The sequence below is a fragment of the Vibrio lentus genome (assembly GCF_030409755.1).
In the GTDB taxonomy this organism is placed as follows: domain Bacteria; phylum Pseudomonadota; class Gammaproteobacteria; order Enterobacterales; family Vibrionaceae; genus Vibrio; species Vibrio lentus.
The window spans coordinates 676,526-699,327 of sequence record NZ_JAUFQE010000002.1; the positions used below are offsets into that span (position 1 = coordinate 676,526).

At 44.0% G+C, this 22,802-nt stretch carries 10 protein-coding genes; 6 read left to right on the forward strand and 4 right to left on the reverse strand.

Annotation, left to right across the window (positions count from 1 at the left end; genetic code table 11):
- The first annotated feature begins 6 nt into the window (after nucleotides 1-6).
- Both pqiB and QWZ07_RS11495 read left to right on the forward strand, forming a co-directional pair.
- A complete protein-coding gene (gene pqiB / locus QWZ07_RS11490) occupies nucleotides 7-1,632 on the forward strand; it encodes an intermembrane transport protein PqiB (RefSeq protein WP_192852747.1) in 1,626 nt (541 codons plus the stop codon).
- Complete coding sequence (locus QWZ07_RS11495) at nucleotides 1,632-2,138, forward strand: PqiC family protein (protein ID WP_192852748.1); 507 nt, start codon at nucleotides 1,632-1,634, stop codon at nucleotides 2,136-2,138. Before pqiB ends, QWZ07_RS11495 begins: the two co-directional genes overlap by 1 nt.
- Nucleotides 2,139-2,154: 16 nt before the next feature.
- Here QWZ07_RS11495 and QWZ07_RS11500 read toward each other — a convergent pair whose 3' ends face one another.
- The gene (locus tag QWZ07_RS11500; RefSeq protein ID WP_132982278.1) at nucleotides 2,155-3,354 is read right to left on the reverse strand and encodes an IS4 family transposase; all 1,200 of its coding nucleotides are present in this window, start codon (nucleotides 3,352-3,354) and stop codon (nucleotides 2,155-2,157) included.
- Nucleotides 3,355-3,604: 250 nt separating this feature from the next.
- Nucleotides 3,605-5,464, reverse strand: a complete 1,860-nt coding sequence (locus tag QWZ07_RS11505) for a helix-turn-helix domain-containing protein (RefSeq protein ID WP_192854210.1) — start codon at nucleotides 5,462-5,464, stop codon at nucleotides 3,605-3,607.
- 307 nt (nucleotides 5,465-5,771) lie between these two features.
- Between QWZ07_RS11505 and QWZ07_RS11510 the strand changes: the two genes are divergently transcribed.
- Genes QWZ07_RS11510 through QWZ07_RS11520 form a run of 3 tightly spaced genes read left to right on the forward strand, consistent with a single transcriptional unit; the run spans nucleotide 5,772 to nucleotide 20,715 of the window.
- The gene (locus QWZ07_RS11510) at nucleotides 5,772-16,166 is read left to right on the forward strand and encodes a DUF11 domain-containing protein (protein ID WP_192854223.1); all 10,395 of its coding nucleotides are present in this window, start codon (nucleotides 5,772-5,774) and stop codon (nucleotides 16,164-16,166) included.
- A 27-nt stretch (nucleotides 16,167-16,193) separates the two neighbouring features.
- Nucleotides 16,194-19,709 (forward strand): hypothetical protein, encoded by a 3,516-nt coding sequence (locus tag QWZ07_RS11515; RefSeq protein ID WP_192854211.1) that lies wholly within the window; start codon nucleotides 16,194-16,196, stop codon nucleotides 19,707-19,709.
- Between the two features lie 55 nt (nucleotides 19,710-19,764).
- The gene (locus QWZ07_RS11520; protein WP_192854212.1) at nucleotides 19,765-20,715 is read left to right on the forward strand and encodes an OmpA family protein; all 951 of its coding nucleotides are present in this window, start codon (nucleotides 19,765-19,767) and stop codon (nucleotides 20,713-20,715) included.
- Between the two features lie 100 nt (nucleotides 20,716-20,815).
- Here QWZ07_RS11520 and QWZ07_RS11525 read toward each other — a convergent pair whose 3' ends face one another.
- Both QWZ07_RS11525 and QWZ07_RS11530 read right to left on the reverse strand, forming a co-directional pair.
- Complete coding sequence (locus tag QWZ07_RS11525; protein WP_102558719.1) at nucleotides 20,816-21,235, reverse strand: BLUF domain-containing protein; 420 nt, start codon at nucleotides 21,233-21,235, stop codon at nucleotides 20,816-20,818.
- Between the two features lie 259 nt (nucleotides 21,236-21,494).
- The gene (locus QWZ07_RS11530) at nucleotides 21,495-21,686 is read right to left on the reverse strand and encodes a hypothetical protein (protein WP_004734640.1); all 192 of its coding nucleotides are present in this window, start codon (nucleotides 21,684-21,686) and stop codon (nucleotides 21,495-21,497) included.
- 529 nt (nucleotides 21,687-22,215) lie between these two features.
- Here QWZ07_RS11530 and QWZ07_RS11535 point away from each other — a divergent pair.
- Complete coding sequence (locus QWZ07_RS11535) at nucleotides 22,216-22,641, forward strand: hypothetical protein (RefSeq protein WP_076671467.1); 426 nt, start codon at nucleotides 22,216-22,218, stop codon at nucleotides 22,639-22,641.
- The last annotated feature ends 161 nt before the right edge of the window (nucleotides 22,642-22,802 follow it).

A 22,802-nucleotide genomic window follows, 5' to 3' on the forward strand; every position in this document is an offset into this window, starting at 1 on the left:
GGAAATATGGATAAACAAAACGTTTCAGATGCAGAAGTAGCCAAAAAAAGTGAGATTTCACCCGTTTGGATTGTGCCGATTATCGCGGTATTGGTTGGGTGCTGGATGTTGTTTCAGTACTTCAATAATCGTGGGCCGGAGATAACGTTGATCTTACCGGATGCCTCGGGCATTGAAGCGGGGAAAACAGCGATTAAGTCCAAAAATGTTCATGTGGGAACCATCACTGACGTGGCACTAAGTGAAAACTATGAATACATCATAGCGAAAGCTCAGATAGACAAGAAAGCCACCCGCATGATTAATACAGAAACTCAATTCTGGGTGGTTGAGCCCCATGTCGGTACCGATGGTATTAGTGGGTTAGAGACCATTTTATCCGGGTCGTACATCGAGTTGAAGCCGGGTAAATCGAGAGAGTCTCAATTGAAGTTTGATGTGCTAGAAACGCCTCCGGTGGCAGGGCCAGATACCAAAGGAATAAGAGTGGTGGTTTCACACAACAAGGCGAATCAACTCAATGTTGGTGAGCCTGTATTACACCATGGTTTTGTTGTTGGTCGTGTTGAAAAAACGAGTTTCGACTATCAAAAGAAAGAGGGCAAATATCAATTGTTTATCTTTGCTCCTTACGATGGATTGATTTTCGAAAAGACTCAGTTTTGGTTATCTTCTGGAATTGATGTGAAGTTTGGTGCGAATGGCTTAGACGTCAACTTCGCATCGATAGAAAGTATATTGACTGGTGGTGTGAGTTTTGATGTCGCAGAGAGCATTAAACCGGGGTTACAGATCAAAGAAAACTTACACGAGTATACGCTTTACGATAACTACGATGCAGTATTACAAGGCAAATACACCACTTCAATTGATTACGTGTTGCTGTTTGAAGAGTCGGTTCGAGGTTTAAGGAAAGGTGCACCAGTAGAATATCGTGGTGTCCGGATTGGTACGGTGGATACGGTGCCGCTACAGATTAGTATGGATAAAGATGGCAAGGTGTCGAATCGTATTCCAATCCTAATTAAGCTAGAAATCGAGCGTGTTTCCGAAGTGTTTAAAGGATTGAACGCGGATAGCTTTGCCAAACGAGTCGTTCTTCAAATGGGAGAGGGGCTCAGGGCGACGTTGAAAACAGGTAACTTGCTGACGGGCGCGTTGTTTGTCGATATCAATTTTTATGAAGATGAAGCTCCCTACGAGCCGACAGAATTTGATGGTTATCCTGTATTCCCCGTCGTGCCAGGTGGTTTCACCGAGATTCAGAAGCAGATCACCGATTTCCTAAGCAAGATTAACGAGCTTCCGCTGGATGCGACTGTTGCTAACTTAAATGGTTCGCTTGCCTCTTTAGACACCACCTTGAAGAGTATGGATGAATTACTCGATAGCGAGGGCGCAAAAGCATTACCTCAAGACCTCAGTGAAACTATGAAGCAACTAGAGGCGACATTAGAAAGTTACGACGATGATTCTGACGCTTACAAGCAATTGATCAGTGCATCTGAAGAGTTAGAACATGTGCTTAAAGAGCTTCGCCCATTGATCAAAGTATTGAATGATAAACCGAATGCATTGGTGTTTGGCAGCGATGTGGAAGAAGACCCGATTCCAGTTAAGGGAGTGGAGTAATGAGAAAGCTATTTATATCACTGGTTATGTCGGTAGGTCTCTTGGGGTGTGCGACTCCTACAGATGGCACTAACTCCTATCTCTTGCCTGAAAGTACGCTGGATAAGCCCATCTTTAAGGTAAAAACAAGGGTAGAACTGCCTGATTATCTGGACACGATAGGAATAGCTTATCGCAAGTCTGAAAATGAATTGGTGTCTGCCCGTAAACATGTTTGGGCCGAAAACCTTGAAGGGTTGCTCGAAGAGAGGGTAAACAGTTCCAATGCGAAGGAAGCGGCAGATAAAGAGTTGACGATTACCTTTGAGCAGTTCAATGGTTCTTATACTGGTAATGCTGAAGTGAAAGGAACTTGGGTGTTAATGGGGGAAGATGACACTGAAATCTCACGAAGCACCTTCGACATCAAGGTTCCCTTAAAAGAAGCAGGCTATGAGGCGTTGGTTGAAGCCTTAGGTGAAGGGCTTGATGAGGTGCTGTCTGATATTCAGTCGCAATTACCTTAGGTGCTGACGGATCCCCTCATAATTTCCCTAGTCCTGCGTTGTGTGTGAGCCTTTGATATTCGAACATTCCCCATTGATATTGGGATTCATTAATTTGATATCGCCGATGATTTCGTACCTCTCTCCCTAGACGAGGTATGGATAGAACTCGGCGGTGTTTAATGCTGTTGGCTTGGAAGTCAAAATGCCATTTGGCTTGTACTGCAATTAGGCCATTCCACCACATCAAGATTTCAGCGAGCAACGCAATAAGAAGCAGGATATCTAATCGCTTAGTACAGCGAGTTCTGTTGTGACGAAGTGCGATCCCATAGGCGGTACTCTTTAGATCGCGGAAGGCTTCTTCTATCTGCATACGCTTGGCGTACAGATTGGTAATTTGTACTTCATTTAAGATATGTCGAGGGACATTAGTCGCGAGTAGCCACGGCTCCTTTGCACTGCGTTGATAGAGATGTGTAGCGGAGTGTTTTTGGCTGGTTCTACTATGGCGCTGGGCTTTTCGGCCTTTTTCTAATCCCTTATAAACATAGGCTTCACAAGATATCGGTGATCTCTTTGCTAATAAGCAGTTGCCAAGATATTTGGGTTTATGGACAGCGTTTGGATAAAAGGTTTTATTTGAGACCCAAGGTTTTTGAGGTTGTTTGATTGATACTTCACCTCGGACACGACCTAACCAAAACCAACCTTTCTCCTGAACTTGGCGGAACCAAGTATTTCTAAAACCCGCATCAGAAACGATGATCGGACTGATTTTATTCGGCAAAATACTCTGCAATTTATCGAGGAATGTTTGGTGACTTTTCGGTGAATTGTATTGGCCATACTCAAAAACTTGTTCAAAGATTGTGACGGCTCGACCATCAAGTGCAACGGATGCTCTTAACGTCATATAACGAAGTTGTTCACGAACATCAGACCAATCCACAAGGATCACAGGGCATGGGTTAGCGCCCGTTATTAAGTAGGCATGCCATTTATAAATAAGGTCTTTTTCACGATGTAGTTGGCGATTTCCAAGCAGTCTATCAACGCGTTTGATCGCATGTTTTACCGTGGTATTAGTTTCTAGTTTGCGACCTAGTTTAGTCAGCGTTAAGTCTGAGCCGTCAAGTACACTTTTTGTAGCAAGTATCAGAGAACTAACGCGTTTTTTGTGAATGGAGGGGCATTGGTTTTGTATGGTTTGTTGTAGAATCTGAATGTCGCGCATTATTAACCCACTTGTTCGAAATGTGTGTTCAGCGATATTCATTAGATCAAAGACGGCGATGCACGTCTACCTCATTGTTTTTAAGCCTGATTATGAGGGGATTCGCAAGCCTTAGGTGTTTGTCTGTATTAATACCTCCAGCCGTATATTTTGCTAATTGACTGATTTCCCCGTTACTATTGGATAGCTCTCAGAGAATTTAAAAGCCACGGTATAACGGTGGCTTTTTATTAATAGTGGTTACCGAAAATTAACCATATTTATTAATGAATGCGATAATATTTTTGTTACTCAGCAATTCGATCTTGTCGATAGTCAGTACGCAATAGCGGTAGTTTTTGTTTTTGAAGGTGATGTTCGACTTTTCTTCTGTTGGTTCTGAAAACTTCCATATTTCAAATCCGATGTTCTTCATAAGTTCCAATGCACTTGGGTTCTTAATAATCATGGAATACTTTTTAATCTTAGTATTTCTTGCAAGAAGCTTCATATCGGAAATTAGGTTCGCAATAGATTGTTCGCGCTTCTCAGAGTGACCGCTAACCACAATGTAATTTAAGTTATGATTAGAATCTAAAGAGCAGGCTTGCTTAATATGTAGATGCTTATTTTGATATTGATCGAATACCTCTTCGTTGAAGAAAAAACCTAGGCTATGACTAACAATATCGCCATTAACATCGACCATTTTTCTACCATACGCCTTTTTTTCACTGCAATAGAGAAACAGGTCGATAGTATCAAGAGCTGAAGGATCCACCTTTGTATATTGCGAAATCAGCTTTATTCTATCTATTACTGCTTTGTCATTCTGATCTGTCATCAATGGCATGATCTGACAGTCGCAGCCCTCTTCTATCTCCCCTTTAGTGATAGATGATATTCGGCTTTGAAACGAAAAGAACCTCTCAAGAAGGAAGTCTTCAAGTAGTGCACTGTCTTCGCTATCTTCTGAATCAAAGGATTTCAACGTTGTGTACAAGTCCAGACCAAGGCAATCCAATAGCTTTAGGGCTTTGTAATTACTTGGCTTTACTTTGCTATTTTCCCATCGATTTATCGTTACGACATCTACAGAGCTGAATTCATCATCTAAATGATTGATGTATGCCGCAAAACCCTTCTGCGTTAACTTCAATTTCTTGCGCGCTTCGCGCAGTAAATGCGGGAATTTCATCATGGTAGAATATTCATCTTTGATTAGTGACATTACGTTCCGATTAGTCAGGTAGTCTATTTTATCAATCGTTAATATACAGTAGCTATAATATTTATTTTTGAAAGTAATATTACATTCTTTAGCATAAGGCTCTGAAAATTTGAACACTTCAAACCCCATTCCCTTCAAGAGTTTTATCATATTTGGGTCTTTTACTAAAACAGAGTATTTTTTTATATTTTTGTTCTGAGAAAGTAACTTTATATCTGAAACTATATGCTCAATAACATGATATTTTGTTTCTGAGTGAGAGCTTATATTGAAATAATTTATGCTTTTGCTTGAATTTAAAGAGCAAGCCATTCTTAGATCTAGCTTTTGATTCTTTAATATCTCAAATTGATGGTCTTCAAAGAAAAAGCCCACGTTGTGACTCACAATGTCACCATCTTCATTGATGAGCTTGTGACCGTGCGCTTTTTTCTCACAGTAATAGAGATATAAATCAATTTGGTTCAGTGGCGAAATATCTACTTTTGTGAATTTAGAAAGTAGTTTGATTCTGTCGATAATGCCAGTGTCACACTGCTCTGACATTAAAGGCTGTGACTTAAAGTTGCGGTCACCCTGTTGTTCATTCAAGCTTGATAGAGCTGAAATTCTACTTTGAAATGAACCGTAGGATTCGTTTAAAAACAGTTCGAGTAATGTGTCTTTTTGTTCGGACTTAAAGCTCTTTATTGTCTCAAACAAATCTCCCCCAAGGTACTGTAAGATTTTGAGTGCTTTGTATGCGCTAGGCTTTACCTTACTGTTTTCCCAACGATTTATCGTTACGACGTCAACCGCATTAAGTTCATCGTCCAACTGATTTAAGTAGGTTGCAAACTCTGTTTGTGTAAATTGAAGTTCCTTTCTGAAGTTACGTAACAACTGTGAAAACTCACTCATTAAAACATTAACCTTCTGATAATTAACTCAATGTCTTGATTCTAATTTAGACATCAGACTCTCTATTTAACATCTTTAGTAATTTGTTTTTTACGGATGTTAATTGTTCGGATTGTTTGAACTGTATGTTGCGCATGTCTCTACAAAGGAAAAATGCCAAAGTAGTGACGTCAAATCTATGGCTTTTTGCCTAGACACTTGTCAATCTACTGTGAAGTGCGCGTTAATGTTCAGATACAATCTTGCCTTTTTCTTATCCATTCTATTGTTTCCATTTGTCACCTATGCGGATACAACGGGTCTTGCTATGGACTTGTCTGTTGAAAGTGCCTTTTACGACAACGACCAAGAGGTGGCTTATACGCTTGTTTTAACGAATGAGTCGGATAAAGCTATCGCTGAGTTGGACGTTAAAGATGAGCTGTTAAATATCTTAACGACAGATGGTCAAGGGAGTAATGTCAACGCGTTCTCGCAAGTCTCGATTCAAGCACAATCCTCCTTCCTTTCATCTCCAGGTGATTACAGTCGCTTCGGAAACTTAGACGCATCAGGTGTACGTATTGCGGCTGGTGGCTCGGTGACCTATACCATGGCCGCCACCGTTTCCGCTGACGCAGCTGGTACGATTGATAATGTTTCAAGTGCGAGCACTGGACTTTTGGATGCTGTTGAATCAAATACAGAATCAATTCAGCGTGGTGTGTACCAACATGATGTTGTTGTTTCGGTCGATAAGACGAACTATCAAATCAATAACAAACTTACCTATAAGATTAAGGTTTCGAACACTGGCGATACGTTTATTCAGACGCTCGACCTTCAAGATGTCATTTCAGACATAAAGGCACTCAATATTGAAGGGGCTTTACAACAAGCCTTTACTGACAATGTTAACTCAGCCACCAAGGTTGAAGGCAGTAAAAGCGATCCTGGTACCTTCGCCGAATCAGGGGACTTATCAGTAAGTGATGCGTCGATTGATATAGGCGGGTCTGTGACTTATGAAATTCAAGCGACCGTGGCCGACAATTTAGTCGGCGACATTGTTAATGACGACATAACCGCTGAAACACGCGATGACTTGGTCACAGTTGATGAGGTTATCACTCCACCCTCTGAGCCTAATATCACCCTGACACATACCTTGAACCAATCGGATAATTACCTAGTCGATGATGAGTTTTCCTATACGGTCACGGTTGCCAACCAAGCCAACTCCGGTATTGCTTACCATTATTCTGTTCAGCAGTTTCTTTCGGATCTTGAAACCGATCTAGGTAACGATGTCAGCAACGAAAAGAACGCAACTGACACGGTGGGTAACCCATACGACTTTTGGACTAACGAAGTGACCTCGATTGGCTCTAATAGTTTTTCTGAACTTAATGTATCTGGAAATGAGTCGAACACGTCACTAGAAGACAAAGTGTCTATCTATCCCGGGGAGCAGATTGTTTATTCCGTTGTGGTGGACGTGAGCCCTGTGTCTATTGGTCAAATTCCCCAAGTTGTTGCCCGAGTGGTTGATGCTGATGGACTCGCTGACTCTGGCGATGCTTTGGCTAATATTCTCGATTCGAAAGACGTTCTGATGACGTCATCAAGTCAAATTACGCGTAATAAGAACACCATAGATACTACTTATGTTCCGGGGGTAGCCGGTGATAACGAAGTGGTCTATGACATCATTATTTCTAACAAAGACACAGAGTTTTTCGCCAACGATATTGAAGTTATCGATAAATTTGCTTGTATCGTGACAGAGCAAGTGGATGGCTCTAACGCTTCAGCATTTTCCGAGTGGAAGCTTGAAGTCGCCGATAGAGGTGGTGATGGATCGAATTATGGTTCATTTAATTACAATACTTGGACAACAAATGACATCAATTTGAAAGTCGACCTCGCACCTGAAGGCTACGTTCATTATAAGCTGACCGCAAAAGTGGCAGACACCAGTGTGGGTCAGATTGTTGACGATGGTACCGATGCTGGCTTGTGCTTAGGGGATAACTTAGGCGAGTCAGGTTCTGGTGTGCAAATGCCAAACTCGAAATTAAAAGTCCAAAAGGAAGTGGATTCTCGCTACTACTCAGCTGGCGGTACCCTGAACTACGACATCACGGTAGAGAATAACGGTGACGGCTACGCGATTGATGTACCGGTTTATGATGATTTAGTCTCTGTCATGACTCAGTCTATTAATGATACACCGACTAAAGCGTATTTGAGCTGGGTTGTGACGGCGAAATCTTATGGCTCTGATGACTTAGTCTCTATAAACAGTGATCCCGGCTTCAGCGGAGAAATCGAAGGTAATCAGAGCAATAAGAACATCTTAGATGTGAAGGCGAAGCTAGCCCCACATGACAAAATCATCTATAGCATTGCAGCGGTGGTAAACCCGATTGCCGATGATGAGATTCGAAATCAAGTAACGGTGGATAGCGTACTTTACTCTGATAGAGGCGCTTATCCACGAGACTATTATCTCATTTTGGATAAGCGTGTCGACGGTCACAATGAGCAAAATGCTTACACCGACACCACCAATACTGTCACTTATACGATCAGCATTACCAACCCAGAAGGGAACGGTTTCGCCTCTAACATCAATGTCAAAGACGAAATCAGCACCATAGAAGCTGAGTTACTTCACGAGCTGGGTGAAACCAAGCCCGTGTTCTCATCGTGGACGATCAGTGCAGAAAGAGAAGCAAACTCTCCGTGGGTGAAAGCCGTGACTGACCCTGGGTCGTTCTCGGATAACAATGATCTGGATGCCACTGCTCAGATCCCGCCAGGAGCTACGATTACCTATACCATTGTTGGGACACTCGATCGCAGTGTCGACAGTGAAATTATTTGGGGAGCGTTCACTAATACCGCAACAGTGACGGGACCAGATACTAATCTATCGGATACGGTACGTACTTATCCTAGTGAACCGAATCTTGTGGTCGCTAAGACCGCTCAAAATACCGACTTTGTTGTAGGTGAGCGCGCTACGTTCGATATTTATATCTATAACCGCGGCATCGGCTACGCAAATGACGCAACGGTACAAGATAGTATTTCAGCACTTAATTTCTTTAATAGCTGGACAATTGTAGGTTCGACCAACACCGATAAGCCGGGTTCTCGTTACGGGGACATTGCTAACGATACTGACATCAATACCGATGTTGATATCACTCCCGGAGGGTGGGTGCACTACGAGGTGAGTGGTGTGGTTAAGTCTGATTACGAAGAAGAACAAGTATCGAACCGTGTTGATGTTTACGATCCTATTACAGACCGTGACCACAGCTCTTCCGCTCAAATAGATAACTCACACAGTACCTATGACATCAATGTTTCACTAGCCAAAACGACCGATGTTGTCCGTTACACGCCGGGTGAAGATCTCACCTATACCATCGTTATTGGCAATAACAGTGACACTGATGAGACCGATCTTATCTTCATGGATCGCCTGAGTGAGATCACTACTACGCTAGCGAATGATAAAGATGGTGAAGTAGAAGATGTTCTTAATCAAAACCCGTTTGATTATTGGTCTGTTGATACTGGCTCTGGTTTCGGCCCTCAAACGACTGAAGATGTGGAGTTCCCAGTTTCAATTCCCGCGAAAAGCTTTGTCACGGTGCGTATTAAAGCGCACGTAAAAGACAATGCGGTATCGAATGGCGTCGCAGATAGAGACGGCGGTATTATCCGAAATGAAGCGGTGTTGATTCATACTGATAATGCTGGTTGTACTGAAGATTGCGAATATGCGAAACGTGCCGTTGCTGAAAACCATCAAGTTCACAACAACGGTACGGTAGTTCGCACAACCAATATCAAACGTTATTCTCCGGGCGATGAACTGACTTACACCATCAAATACAACTCTCAAGATGGGCACGGTTATCGCAACAACATTGACGTCAATGAACTGATCAATGATATCTCTGTTGAGTTACAAGATGGTAATTCAGCTAATCCATTTTTCGACGATTCAGTAGGCGAAAATAAGTTTACGGTCACGGTAGCTAAGCGTGACCCTGCAAACGCAGGCACAACCGATGGCACGAAAGACGGTGATGTTGCGAACGACACTGACATTGTGACTTCGATTGATATCGATGCTGGCGAAGACGTGACTTACACAGTAACAGGTACAGTAAGACCGGATGCGGTCGGTGATATTCATTATCGAGATACTGTAGTGATTCCTGATGACTACCATTTAGATTTTGATAAAACGACCGATGAAGTGGTGTACGAGCCAGCTCAAACCGTGACCTATCACTTAGTGATGGAGAATGACGGTAAAGGTAATGCTCACGACATTCCAATTGTAGATAACCTCAAAGATATTACAGTTGATCTCGTAGACGGTACAACTGGGCCTGCGTATTCAACATGGACAATTACCTCTATCGCAACGGGCACTGATTCTGAGTATGTCGATGCAGGTGCGGGTGCGGGTAAGGTTTATACATCAACAGACAGCAACCTAAACGAAGATGCCGATATTCCAATGGGAGCAACGCTTGAGTACCAAGTGGTTGCAACCATTAATGATAAAGCCAATGGAAACATTGTTAACGTTTTAACCGTTGATGGCGATACTATTTCTCACGATATTCAGCAAGAAGCTCGTAAAGTCGATTTTGAAAAAAACATTCTGGCGTATTATGACACTGATGGCAATGAGTTGGTTGGTGCAACCAATTACATGCCAGGTGGCTACGTCGAATATGAAGTCTTAATCGAGAACATCGCATCGGCGCACGTTGATGATATGAGCTTGCGTGATGACATCGACCAAATTAACACTCAATACTTTGATGGAACGCGTGGCCCTGCATTTGATAGTTGGACGATTGAAACGTCTTCAGATAGCTCAGGGGTTTCTAACCCAGATGTTGATAATTCGATTCAAGACAATAAGCCGATTGATACTCACTTCGATATCTCGGCAGACAACTTTGGTCGAGCTGCATCGGCAGCGTTTGTCCGTTATGTCATAAAAGCCAAGATCAGTCCGAAAGCGGTGGGTTCTTTTACCAACAAAGCTTTCATTGATGAAGGCAATGGTAATAAGTTGATCGCGGTATCACCACCATCAACGATGGCGGATCCTGAAGTCACGTTCTCTAAAAAAGCGTTTTATGATGCAGGCTTCTCTTCGCAAAAAACTGAATATTCTCAAGCTTCTGGTGAGAGTGAGCTTTATTACCGCGTTGAGATTAAGAATGCGGGTGGTGGTATTGAATATGGTTCTCGCCTAGAAGATGCGATTTCGGAAATTCAAACTCGTATTGCAGAAGACAGTACCACTTCAGGTGGTGACCCTGTCGGACAACCGTTCTTGGCTGGCTGGGAAGTTAGCTTAGATAAAACGGCTGCGACCGGCTCTATTACCGACGCGATTGACTTTTTACCGGGCAATAACATCGATATTGATAACGAAATTGTTATCGCGCCTCAAGAAAGCCTAACGTTCACTATTCATGCTCAAATTCGTAAAGATGCATTGGGTGACATTCAAAATAAAGCGACTTATGACGGTATGGTCCGCACTGCGACTCTAATGCCTCTTAGCAATAATATCAGCGTTGAAAAACGCGTAGTGTCGATTAACGGTAACCCGTTCAATGATGGGGATACCTACCTGCCGGGTGACGAAGTTGAGTATGAATTCGTGGTCACTAACCCTGAAAACGGTTGGGCGAATGACATTCAGATTAAAGACACGGTAAAGGATATTCAAGTTGAGGTTATTGGTGGAACAATGGAATCTGCCTTTGTTTCGGGCGATATCACTAACGAAATCAGCAATGGTATTGATACAAACGCCGATACTTATGTTCCTAGCTATAACCCAAACAGTAACCTGAATATTGAGACAGATATTGCCGCAGGTGAAATACTGACGTTCAACTTAACGGGTGTTATCCGTGATGACGCTTTAGGTACTATCGAAGCCAACCGAGTGACGGCAGAAGGTAAGTCAGCGGAATCAGAAACGATTCCACCACAAGCGGCTGAACTCGACTACTTTAAAACCTTGGTATATACCGATGGTGAATCGACTGGCTGTTCAGTTCCTTCAGACGATGGCAGCAGCTGTACTTATGCACCGCGTGGTGATGTTGAATATCAAGTTACGTTAGATAACACGGGCGATAGTATTGCCAATGATGTTCGTGTTATCGATGCTATCCAAACCATAAAAACCGAAGATGGCGATGATGCGTTTTCTAGCTGGGCAACGGCTATTGCGGTTGAACCTATTGGCACTTACGACGTGCAAGGTAACTACAACGGTAGCGTACCATTGAATGCAACCGTCGATCTTCGTCCTGGTGAGCGTATTGTGTTTGACGTGAAAGGAACCGTGTCGACTTCAGCGACAGGAACCATCACCAACACGGCGCAAGTGAACGGTGATAACACCAACGACATCGTACTTGATCCGGGCCGCTCGAATATCCTAATTGATAAATGGACGGATACGCCTGAGTACGTGCCGGGTGGAACAGTGAATTACTACATCGACATCACTAATGATGATGTGGATACTGGTCTGTTCTCAATCCGAGACATCATCAGCGGTTTTGAAGTCGAAACCGTTGACGGCTCAATGCAAACAGCGTTGACGGAATGGACTTTTGATTATGATGTTTTATACAACTCTGCGCCATCTGACCCTAACGCGAATGATTTCTCAGAGTTAGACAAGCTAATCGGGCAAAGCAGCCCAGACATCGATTTACCTGCTGAGTCAGTCAAGATGGCAGGGCGTGATGATGCGGGTACTGGTGGTGGTGACAAGTACACGGTTGTTCGAATCCATGTTGAAGGCAAGGTTCGTGATGATGCGATTGGTCGCTTTACCAATACTGCATATCTACGACATGGTTTGGATGATTCGAAGATCGCTCGCTTACGAGAAGGCTTTATCACTCCGAAGTCGGGTCAATTGGTGCTAACCAAAGAAACGACGCCAATTGCAGAACCCGATGCCAAATACCAACCGGGACAACCAATCTCATATAAGATCACCGTGGCTAACACAGGTGAAGGTTACCTTGTGGATCAAGTGCTGACGGATCGTATCGATACCATCATGACAGAAGTGGCGAACAGCCCAAATCAAGAGCAAGCCCTTACCGACAACTGGATCATCAGCGATGAACAGCTTGATGGTAGTGGCGATCCAACATTGAATGCTCGCAAAGATGTGTCTAATACCACTCAAGGTTACAGCGCCACTTACAGCATTCACCCCAGTGATAGCTATTCGTTTGTTGTTACCAATACCGTGAATGACAAAGCCAAAGGCGAGATCACTAACGTTGTTAAAGTGGCTGGCGATGATGGTGAATACACCGCAGACGCGACTTACATTCCGGAAGGCGCACAAGTTGAGATCACGAAAGACGTTGATAAAGCGGAGTACCTTCCGGGAGAAACACTTCAGTACACCGTGACCGTTAAAAATAACGGTTTAGGTTGGGCTGAAGACGTTGCGATTGAAGATGCATTGAAATCGGTTGAAACCACGATTGCTGGTGGTGAGACGAAGCAAGCCTTTGATCCTGCTTCAATCCAAATATTAGCCGTCTCGACAACAGGTGAAACGCCCGTACCAGACGCAACCAGCGGCGAAGACCTCAACGAGACGCTCGATATCGCACCGGAAGACAGCATTGTGTTTACGATTCAAGTAACGACCAATGCACTTGCGACTGGTGATATCACCAATATGGCATCGGCGACCTTTGATGGCACAACCTTAGATGACTCGGCAATCAGTACTCCTGTACTGGCAACGGTTTCTGTCGATAAGACAGTCGACACACCATCTTATGAAGTGACCAAACTGGTTAACTATGAGGTAACGGTAACCAATAGTTCTGATGCTTTTGCCTCTGACGTTCAGCTGCAAGACATCATCAGTGATATTGAAGTGGATACTACCGCAGACAAAAAAGAGTCGGCATTCCTGATGTGGGAAGTGAGTTTTGAAGCTTCAGATGACCGTACGGTAGTGACGCCGAAGACGTTTGAGTTGAGTGAAGACATCGACGTCAACATGGATGTTGCGCCACAAAGTACCGTGACATTCCATGTTAAGGCGTTGATTCGTACTACGGCGATTGGCGATATCAGTAACACGGCAACCATCACTTACAACGGCACACCACAAGACTCAACGGTAGTCATGACGCCGAAAGACTCTGAGTTTGTTGCGACGAAAACTAACGTACAAACTGAGTATGAGCCGGGTGGTGAGCTGGAGTTCTTGATTACCATTGAGAACACCTCAAACAACTACATCAGTGACCTAAGTGTTGTCGATGATATGAGCACGATAGAGGTGAGCTATTACGATGGCACCACTGGGCCTGCTTTTGTTGCTGGAACCACTTCTTTAGTTGTTGATTCAACCACGGTAGGAACGACGACCGAACAAATCAGCCCGATTGAATACAGTGTGGATATTGCACCGCACGGTACGGTTGTATTCCGATCTAAAGGCACGGTAGTCGATACTGCGACTGGACGTATTGTGAATACCGCGCAAGTCGACGGGGGCGATGTGGTTAGCCCTCCAGTTAATACTGTTGCAGCGGTTGTTCAAGCCGAGCTCTATACAGACGCACCTTATTACGTTCCGGGCGACCAAGTAGAGTATCACTTAGTGGTACAAAACATCGGTCGTGGCATCGCTAAAGATGTTGCGCTTTACACCCAGTTCTCTGAGTCAATGGGTGATTACATCGACGGTTCTCGCAGCAATGCTTTTGATGGTTGGACACTTACCGCTAAGTCGGAAGGGGCTGAAACGCAACCGGGTACGTTTGATCATGACAAAGACTTATTCACTTTGGTGGACATCGCGCCGGGCGGCAAGATTGACTACACCTTCACATTGACCGTCAACGAAGACATGTTGACCAACATCGATGTACTTGGTTACTACCTTGATTTAACGGGTAGCCCAGCGATGCGTGCTCGATCTAAAGGCATGTTGGCATCGGAAACCTCGATGCAGGCAGTGGCAGACCAAGTATCAGCTCTGGATCTACCGCCAGTGGGTGCAGATCTGGTTGTCGAAAAGCGTTCAGACAAACCTGAATACACCGAAGACGACGACAGTGTCACTTATTACTTAGCAGTAACCAACAATGGTTTAGGTAACGCAGCGAACGTGCGACTCACTGATGAGATCAGCGAACTGCAAAATAGCGTTGGCAACAAAGTGTTTACTGATTGGACGATTGAAGGCGCGGAAGTCGATGACACAGGCGCGGTGATTCAGCGTCATAGCTTCCCGTCGAGTAAAGACTTAGACACTACCGTTAACCTGAAGTCCCAAAAGCGAAATGCTTATGCGTTTGAAGTTGTGGGTACATTAGGCAAAGGTTTGGATGACGACATCACCAATACCTTTACGGCGACTGAATCTGACGGTACTGAAACCAGCGACAGTGTAACCAACCACATCAAGAAGATTCCTGATAACTCTGGTGAGTTGGAGCTGACGAAATCTGCGCTGCAAGATACAGCACAAGTCGGTGATGCGGTTGAATACGAGATCATCGTTGAGAACAACAATGAATCTTACTTTAAGAACGTCACTGTAGAAGACCGTTATCCAGGTGGCTTGAAGTACATCGTGGACACGTCGGAAATCGTGTTGAGCGGTATTGATGGTGAGTTTGGTACGGAAGATGATCAGGTTATCTCTCAAGAGCCATCAGATACTGGCAAGCTTATGTTCACTTCGTTGAACTTTGATCCGGGCGAGAAACTGCGTATTCGTTATCTATTGCGTGTATCAGTAGGAGCCACTTTTGGTGATTACATTAACACTGCAGTCGCGAAAGTGGATGGCTCGACTGTTTCGAATGAAGACACCGCCAAAGTGACTGTAGAACCGGACAAGGTGTTCGATACCTCATCGATCATCGGCAAAGTCTTTGAAGATCACAACAAGGATGGATTCCAAGCAGACGCAACCGCTTTTGATGTTGAGTTAACTGCGAACCTAGCAACGCAAGGCTACATCGCCGACTCGACACATATCATCCGTGATGGTCAAGACGTTGCTGTTCAAGATGGTGCGATAACCACTGGGCTTGAGCAGGGCTTGGACCTTGGCGACCTTTGGGGTCACTCAGTGAACCGAACACTGCCAGAAACCAGCAAAGTGGTTATTCAATTTAAAACTCGCACACAGCAGAGCTTTGACTTCTATGTCACGACCGATTCGGGTTCTCGTATCGAGTTTGATGCAGAAGGTCAGATTCAGTTAAAGCATGAATCTGATAAGAAGAAGGGACTGAGCGCGGAAAACCTCAACGTAACCAGAAACCTATATCGCGATGGCGAGGATTACCTGTGGGAAATCGTTATCGAAAATAAAGGGATTTACGAAGATGGTATTCCGGGCGTTAAGTTGATGACGGTTGAGGGAATCGTTATTTACACAGACCAGTACGGTCGTTACCACGTGCCCGACCAATGGGTACTCAATAAGAAAGGTAAGAACTTCCTAGTGAAGTTGGACACTGATTCGCTCTCCACCTCCATGGAAGTGGTGAGCGAAAACCCGAAAGTGTTGCGAATTACCCCGAACAAGCTCACTAAGTTCAACTTTAGCGTTCATCGTAAAGATCAAGAAAGTGAACAGAAGTGAGCCATTGGAACCGTATCTGGAAATTGTATGAAAGTATTTAGTAAGTCTCGTGTAGCAACGTGTGTGTTGACTGCCATCCCGATGATGGCGGTAGCGAAAGACACAGGTAAGCTTGAAAAACTCGGTTCTGAGACGACTGGCATTGAAATAACCAAACCGAACCAAGACCAAGACAGCTCGCGTATTTACCTTGAACAAGGCGCTATTTGGGCAAGTCGCGACATCACTCGCTTTGACCCTGTGCTTGACGTGAGTGTTAGTGATGAGTTGGAAGTGGAGCAGGGCACTCTGCGAGACAGTGTCGGTTTCACCATCACCACCAACTATGGCTATTACATCAAAAAGTACCAATTGGAAGTGTACCGTGTGGGTGACTTTGGTTTGTCTGAACCCATCGCTGTACTTGGTGGCGACAAACTGGCAAACGATTCTGATATAAACTGGGATGGCCAAACCGATGTTGATTATCAGTTTGAGGTTGGTGAGCAGCTGATGTTCCGCCTAAAGGCGTGGGACAAAGATGGCAACATGGATGTGACCACGGTTGGTGTGACAGATCTGGTTAAGCCGGACTCTGAAGTCGATATTGACCGCAACGATAACGACGATGAAGAGAGCAAAGACAAAAGCTACGGCCAAGCTAAGCTGATGCGCCACAACATCCCGACCAATGCGGGCTTAGCCAAGTTCATTGGTACCGGTTTGAAAGGCGTTGATAAAGTCATCATCGGTGAAGACGAATTTGATGTCGAAGACGGTAACTTATACGCAGAGCAGTACTTACCCACAGACTCTTACATCTTCCCTACCAAGGTTGTGTTTGATAATGGTGATGAACGCCGTTACAAGCTGTACGTTCGCATTCCAGATACGTACTACGCACAAACCGGTTTGGCTGATCTTTATGTTGGTAAAAACAATGTGTCTGGCAATAGTGATGCATTGAGTGTCGATGACCAGTACCAAGATGATATCTATAACCAAGGTCGTTTAGCCTACTTTGGTCAGGGTAAATTTGGTGACAAGCTTCGCGTGACCACTCACTTCGATACTCGAGAGAGTGAGATAAAAAACATGTTCAAACATCCCTTCGCATCAAACGATTCGGATGTGTTCGATATCCTTGAAGACGACGATGAACTGTATTATGGCAACTATGGTGACAGTTCGAACATCGAAAAAGTGGTCAACACCAAGGGTAAGGTTTACCTCAATGTGGAATACGACAAGTCTCAATACTTGTGGGGTAACTACAACACGGGTTTAACAGGCACCGAGAACAACGATTACAACCGTAGCCTCTATGGTTTCAAGGCCGATTACCGTACTCGCGATACCACACAATACGGTGAAGACCGCTTGAACGTGGTCGGTTTTACGGCAGAAGCTGACTCCTTATATGCACACGATGAGTTCTTAGGTACGGGCGGTTCTCTGTATTTCCTTCGCCACGGTGAAGCGGTACCGGGAAGCGATAAGGTTTACGTAAAAGTAAAAGATGAATCTGGTCTAGTACAAAATGAAATCCCGCTTGAGCCGGGTGTCGACTATGACTTTGACCCGTACCAAGGCCGTATTATTCTGACCAAGCCACTCGACAATATCTTGTCTGACAGTTTCGGCAGCGTGATTGAAAACGGCGATGATTACGAAAACTTTCTGGTTGTCGATTATGAGTATGTCCCACAAGGTTCTGACTCGCTGGATACGATGTCTTACGGTGGTCGTGCCAAAGGCTGGCTCAACGATTACGTTGGTGTGGGTGTGACGTATGCGACTCAAGAAAAAGACAATCAAGACTACGAGTCTTACGGCACTGACTTAACGTTGCGTGCGACGGAAGGCACTTACATCAAGGCCGAGTTTGCCCACAGTGAAGGCACTCAAACTGAGTCGAATTTTGTCTCTATCGATGGTGGTTTAACCTTTACGCCGATTGGTGACACGTTAGAAGATCGTGAAGGTGATAGCATTCAAATCACTGCAGTGACAAGCCTTTATGACCTTGCCCCAACTATCTTTGGTGCAGTAGGCAATGACCTGAAGCTTTGGTATCGAGACAAAGACGCTGGATATAGCTACGCGAGTAGCAGCGACGACCTAGAACAAGAAGCCTACGGTGCCGAGCTTCGCTTGCAAGCGACCGATCGTTTGGCGGTGCTGTCTCGTTTTTCGACAAACGAAGAGCGCGATGTCGACGGCAATCTAGAAGCGGACACCGAAACCATTGAGGTCGAGACTCAAGTTAAAATCACCGAGCACATCAAGGTGTCTGCGGCGGGGCAACAAACCGAAGAGCTCAACCAAAACGATGAGCAAAGCGATGCGACCTTAGCCGGTGTGCGTTTGGAATACATGTGGGACAGCGACAACAGTGTCTACATCAAAGGACAAACCACAGTCTCTCAATCGGATGACTACGACGAGAACGATAGCGCATCGATTGGTGCGGAATTCCAAATACTGGAAGACTTGTCGTTGGGCGGTGAATATACCGATGGCGACCGCGGCCAAGTTGCTGAAGCAACGGTGACTTATGATGTGTCGGATGACCACTCCACGTACGTGACCTACGTTGATGACAACTATGAAGGTGAAAACAACGTGATTGTCGGTCAGCGTGCAGATCTCACCAACAGTGTCGATTTCTACCAAGAGAACCAATTCGTTGATGAAAACGATGGTCACGGTCGTATCGATTCGTATGGTTTTGGTTACGACGTGACGGAAGATGTCGAGATGGGCATCGGTTATCAGCTTGGTGAAATTGAAGATGACGAGAACATCACCACAGAGCGTGAGGCCATCAGCTTCAATGCATCGATTGATCTGGACGACATCACTCTAAGTCATAAATTCGAATATCGAGTGGATAAGAGTGAAGACGACCCAGAGATAGCACAACGTGAGCTGCAACAAATCGTAACTACCAACCGTTACACGCACCACTTAACAGAAGAGTACACGCTGTTTGGCAAGTACAACTATTCAATTACAGAGAGTGAAACCACGGGCGAAACCATGGCTCAATTTACGGAAGCCACAGGTGGACTAGCGTATCGTCCGATCTATAACGATCGACTGAACCTACTGAGTCGCTACACCTACATTGCGGATTTCGATCAATTGGATCGCGATGTCGATTATCAAGATGAAACCAGCCAGATCATTGAAGTAGAGGCGATCTATTCGATCGACCAACATTGGGACGTCGGTACTAAGTACGCACATAAAGACAAACAGCAAGCTTTTGAACGAGCGTCTGGTTCGAATGAGTTGGTTAAAAGCGATATCGACCTATACGGGTTAAGTGCTTCTTACCGCGTAATGAAAGAGTGGGATGTAACGGGTGAATATCACTGGAAAACCGACACACTCAATGATGAGTTAGAGCACGGCGCGTTAGTTTCGGTGAACAAGCACATTGGTGAGAACCTAAAAATGGGCATTGGTTATAACTTCTCTGCGTTTGATAGTGATTTAACCAACGATGATGATTATGACGCTTCAGGCGTGTTCATTAACTTAGTCGGTAAGATTTAAGCCAGCCCCCAAGAGGGTGAAAGTAGAGAGTTGAAAGTTGAGAACTAAAAGTAAGATGAAAATAACAATTGGCCTAGTCAGCGGTGTAATGAGCGTTTTGCTTCTTGCTGGCTGTGCAACCGACACCTACGTGAGCCAGGAAAACAGAGACAAGTTTGCCGGCTTAGATGTGTCTAAGTTTTTAATCAGTGAATGTTTAGCACCTGAACGTGAGGTGCATGTTGCTATCGCAGAGCATTTTGCGTTTGATAAATACAAAATACGCGACTTAGATGCGATCAACTTAGATGCCTTTGTAGAAGAGATCAGAGGTCTAAAAGGACGTATCACAATTGTTGGTCACACCGACTACAAAGGCTCATTGGAATATAACCAACGTCTTTCACAGCGTCGCGCTAAATCCGTCGCAGACTATTTGAAAACACACCTCGATCCAACGAATTACGATTGGGAAGTGAAACACCTTGGTGAGACTCAACCTCTGTTGTTGGGTAAAACTGATAAAGACAGAGCGGAGAACCGCCGTGCATTTATCGTGTTTGAAGAAGCACAGAAATACGAAGAGATGCCTTTCTGTGAGCCACCAAAACCCGAACGTAAGGTGTACATGGCAATGACGCCACACTTTGATTTTGATAAATCAGTGCTTAAGCCAGAAGACTTAACTCAGTTAGATGATTTCACGGCTCAGCTGAGTGGCTTGCAAGGCAGTATTATGGTGGCTGGGCACACCGACCAAGCGGGTTCGGTTTCTTATAATGAGAAGCTGGCGGAGCGTCGTGCTGAAACCGTGGTTGAATACCTAAAAACTAAACTCGACCCTAAGCAGTTCATTTGGGAAGTGAAATCGTTTGGTAAGCTACAGCCTGCGATCAATGAGCGCACAGAGAAAGCCGATGCGTTAAACCGCCGTGCTTTTATTGTGTTTAAAGAGTCTGATATTACGGCAGAGCAGCAAGCTCTTGTTGGCAGCGAGCAGGGAGTGATTAACACTGAGAGCAAATAGAAAATACTAACGATTAGATCACTCTAGATTTAACTGCAAAAAAGCCCCATACATTGGGGCTTTTCTATGTTTGTTCTATGGACAAACTAGGGGCAAGCATCTACTCAGACGGCAAATTCTGTTTCAACTCCAGAAGCATTCGATAAGCACTTTCGCCAGACATTTCGTACGGGTTAAATTGATCAGACGTTGAAAACTGTAAATTCAACAGTTCGGTTAAATTGGACTGTGGAATGTCACCCATCGACCAATCCCCAAATTCTCTATAATCAATATCCTTAAAATAAAGTATGGCCACTTTCTCATGCCTCTCATCATTAAGGATGTGATTGTATGTATGGTTAACTGCCTCTCTAGAACCTTCAATACATTGAAGAAAGTACTTTTGGTTATGGCTGAGAAGCCCCGTTAAATGGCTCTGCCGATTATGATCTCGCGAGATAGCGAGTATCTCCTCCAATGCTTTGGAATCACAACATTCGGAAAGGGTACTGACATAAATTAACCGAGTTAGGAACATAGGCATTATTTCGAATTTTTGTTCAAAGGGTATTAATAAATATAAGCCAAGCTGATGGAATTGCGAGTTATTGACCTAATTGTCACTCATAGGCTTTTTAGAAGAGAAGAGAAGAGAAGAGAAGAGAAGAGAAGAGAAGAGAAGAGAAGAGAAGAGAAGAGAAGAGGGTGGGGACGTAGAAAAGAACGGGTCGCAAGATACGCTAAAATGACTCGAATGTTGGCCGTTTAATCATTTTAGCGTCCTGCTAGTGATCTCGTTAGTTGTTTAGAATTGAAATCGATTCAACGTTTGAAGACGCATCAAAACGAACATTGACCAATACACTTTCTCGCTCGAAAGTCACGTCATCAAAATCAGTGGCTGCGATCTTGAATCCATTCCTTGCAAATAAACTCGTCACTGTTGTTCGTTGTTTCTGTTCCATAGCGCATGTCAGTAGTTCATTCATCGTGATCTCCATTAGGTAACCGTGTGCATAATGTAAGCGTACAACCTCTTTATTATGAGATCAATTGCTTAATCGATAAGCTGTGTTGATATGTTCAATTGAATGATTTTGGTATTCAAAAATCCAATAAGTAAGAGGGTTTATGGTTGTGCTGATTATGTAAGATAGAGCGTTATGTGACGGTGGTTCAGCATTCCTAGAGCGCGAGATTCATTGTAAAAATCTCGTTGAAATAAGTGGTTACAAAGCAGAAGGAATCATGTCTGCCGTTTGGCTTGTCAGAGGGTGGGATTGAGTCAATTATTGGCTGGTAACCAGCTTGGCTAAAGTACACTGATTTGTGATGCAAAAATACGCTAATGGACCTTCTTTATATTGAAATATTGCATGCTAAAGTTGTGTTGTTATAAGTGTTATTAATTGCATAAGCTTGATTTTAATATTTGTTTGATTTATAAATTCCCTGCTCATCAATAACTTCATGATTATATTAATTTTTACTAACCTTTAAATAACATGGAGAAAGGCGATGAATAAGAACCAAACACGCAACGGGTTAGCGAATTTAATGCGATTTCGTAAACCATATAAAGAGACGGACTTCCTTGTCAGTTCTAATGAACTACGAGTTAAGAAAGATGTTTATAGTTTGCGTAAAATTAAACAGTTAGAAATTCGTCAATTGGGCTTCAAAGAAAACGCTATCAATATCGTTTCATTGGCTCTGGTGCTCTCTGCTGCGACTTGGGCGTTTGTTCCCCAGTTTGGCCTGCCTATGCTTGCGCTGACTTTCATTTTAGCTTTTGTCTCATGGCGAAAATACGAGTTGCGTGCAGAATTTAAAGGGGCAGACGAAACCGGTGATCATTGGGTATCCGTAGCTCGCGGTTGTACTCGAGAAGAGTTCAAAATTTTGAAAAATGTCGAATTGACGTTACGTGACCAAGTTTCCTAGTAAGCAAGGTGTCGTAATCAGTTAGGTTCAGTAATGATCAAAGCTCGTCACTCGTTGGCGAGCTTTTTTATTTTCTGAAAAACATAGATAGAGCAGGTTACTTTTATACGCCAGCGACGATGTTGGCAAATGTGAACGTTATGAATCTTAAGTCACGGTAT

Coding starts and splice junctions, on each gene's coding strand:
- pqiB (WP_192852747.1), top strand. CDS start 7: ATGGATAAACAAAACGTTTCAGATGCAGAAGTAGCCAAAAAAAGTGAG.
- QWZ07_RS11495 (WP_192852748.1), top strand. CDS start 1,632: ATGAGAAAGCTATTTATATCACTGGTTATGTCGGTAGGTCTCTTGGGG.
- QWZ07_RS11500 (WP_132982278.1), bottom strand. CDS start 3,354: ATGCGCGACATTCAGATTCTACAACAAACCATACAAAACCAATGCCCC.
- QWZ07_RS11505 (WP_192854210.1), bottom strand. CDS start 5,464: ATGAGTGAGTTTTCACAGTTGTTACGTAACTTCAGAAAGGAACTTCAA.
- QWZ07_RS11510 (WP_192854223.1), top strand. CDS start 5,772: ATGGACTTGTCTGTTGAAAGTGCCTTTTACGACAACGACCAAGAGGTG.
- QWZ07_RS11515 (WP_192854211.1), top strand. CDS start 16,194: ATGAAAGTATTTAGTAAGTCTCGTGTAGCAACGTGTGTGTTGACTGCC.
- QWZ07_RS11520 (WP_192854212.1), top strand. CDS start 19,765: ATGAAAATAACAATTGGCCTAGTCAGCGGTGTAATGAGCGTTTTGCTT.
- QWZ07_RS11525 (WP_102558719.1), bottom strand. CDS start 21,235: ATGTTCCTAACTCGGTTAATTTATGTCAGTACCCTTTCCGAATGTTGT.
- QWZ07_RS11530 (WP_004734640.1), bottom strand. CDS start 21,686: ATGAATGAACTACTGACATGCGCTATGGAACAGAAACAACGAACAACA.
- QWZ07_RS11535 (WP_076671467.1), top strand. CDS start 22,216: ATGAATAAGAACCAAACACGCAACGGGTTAGCGAATTTAATGCGATTT.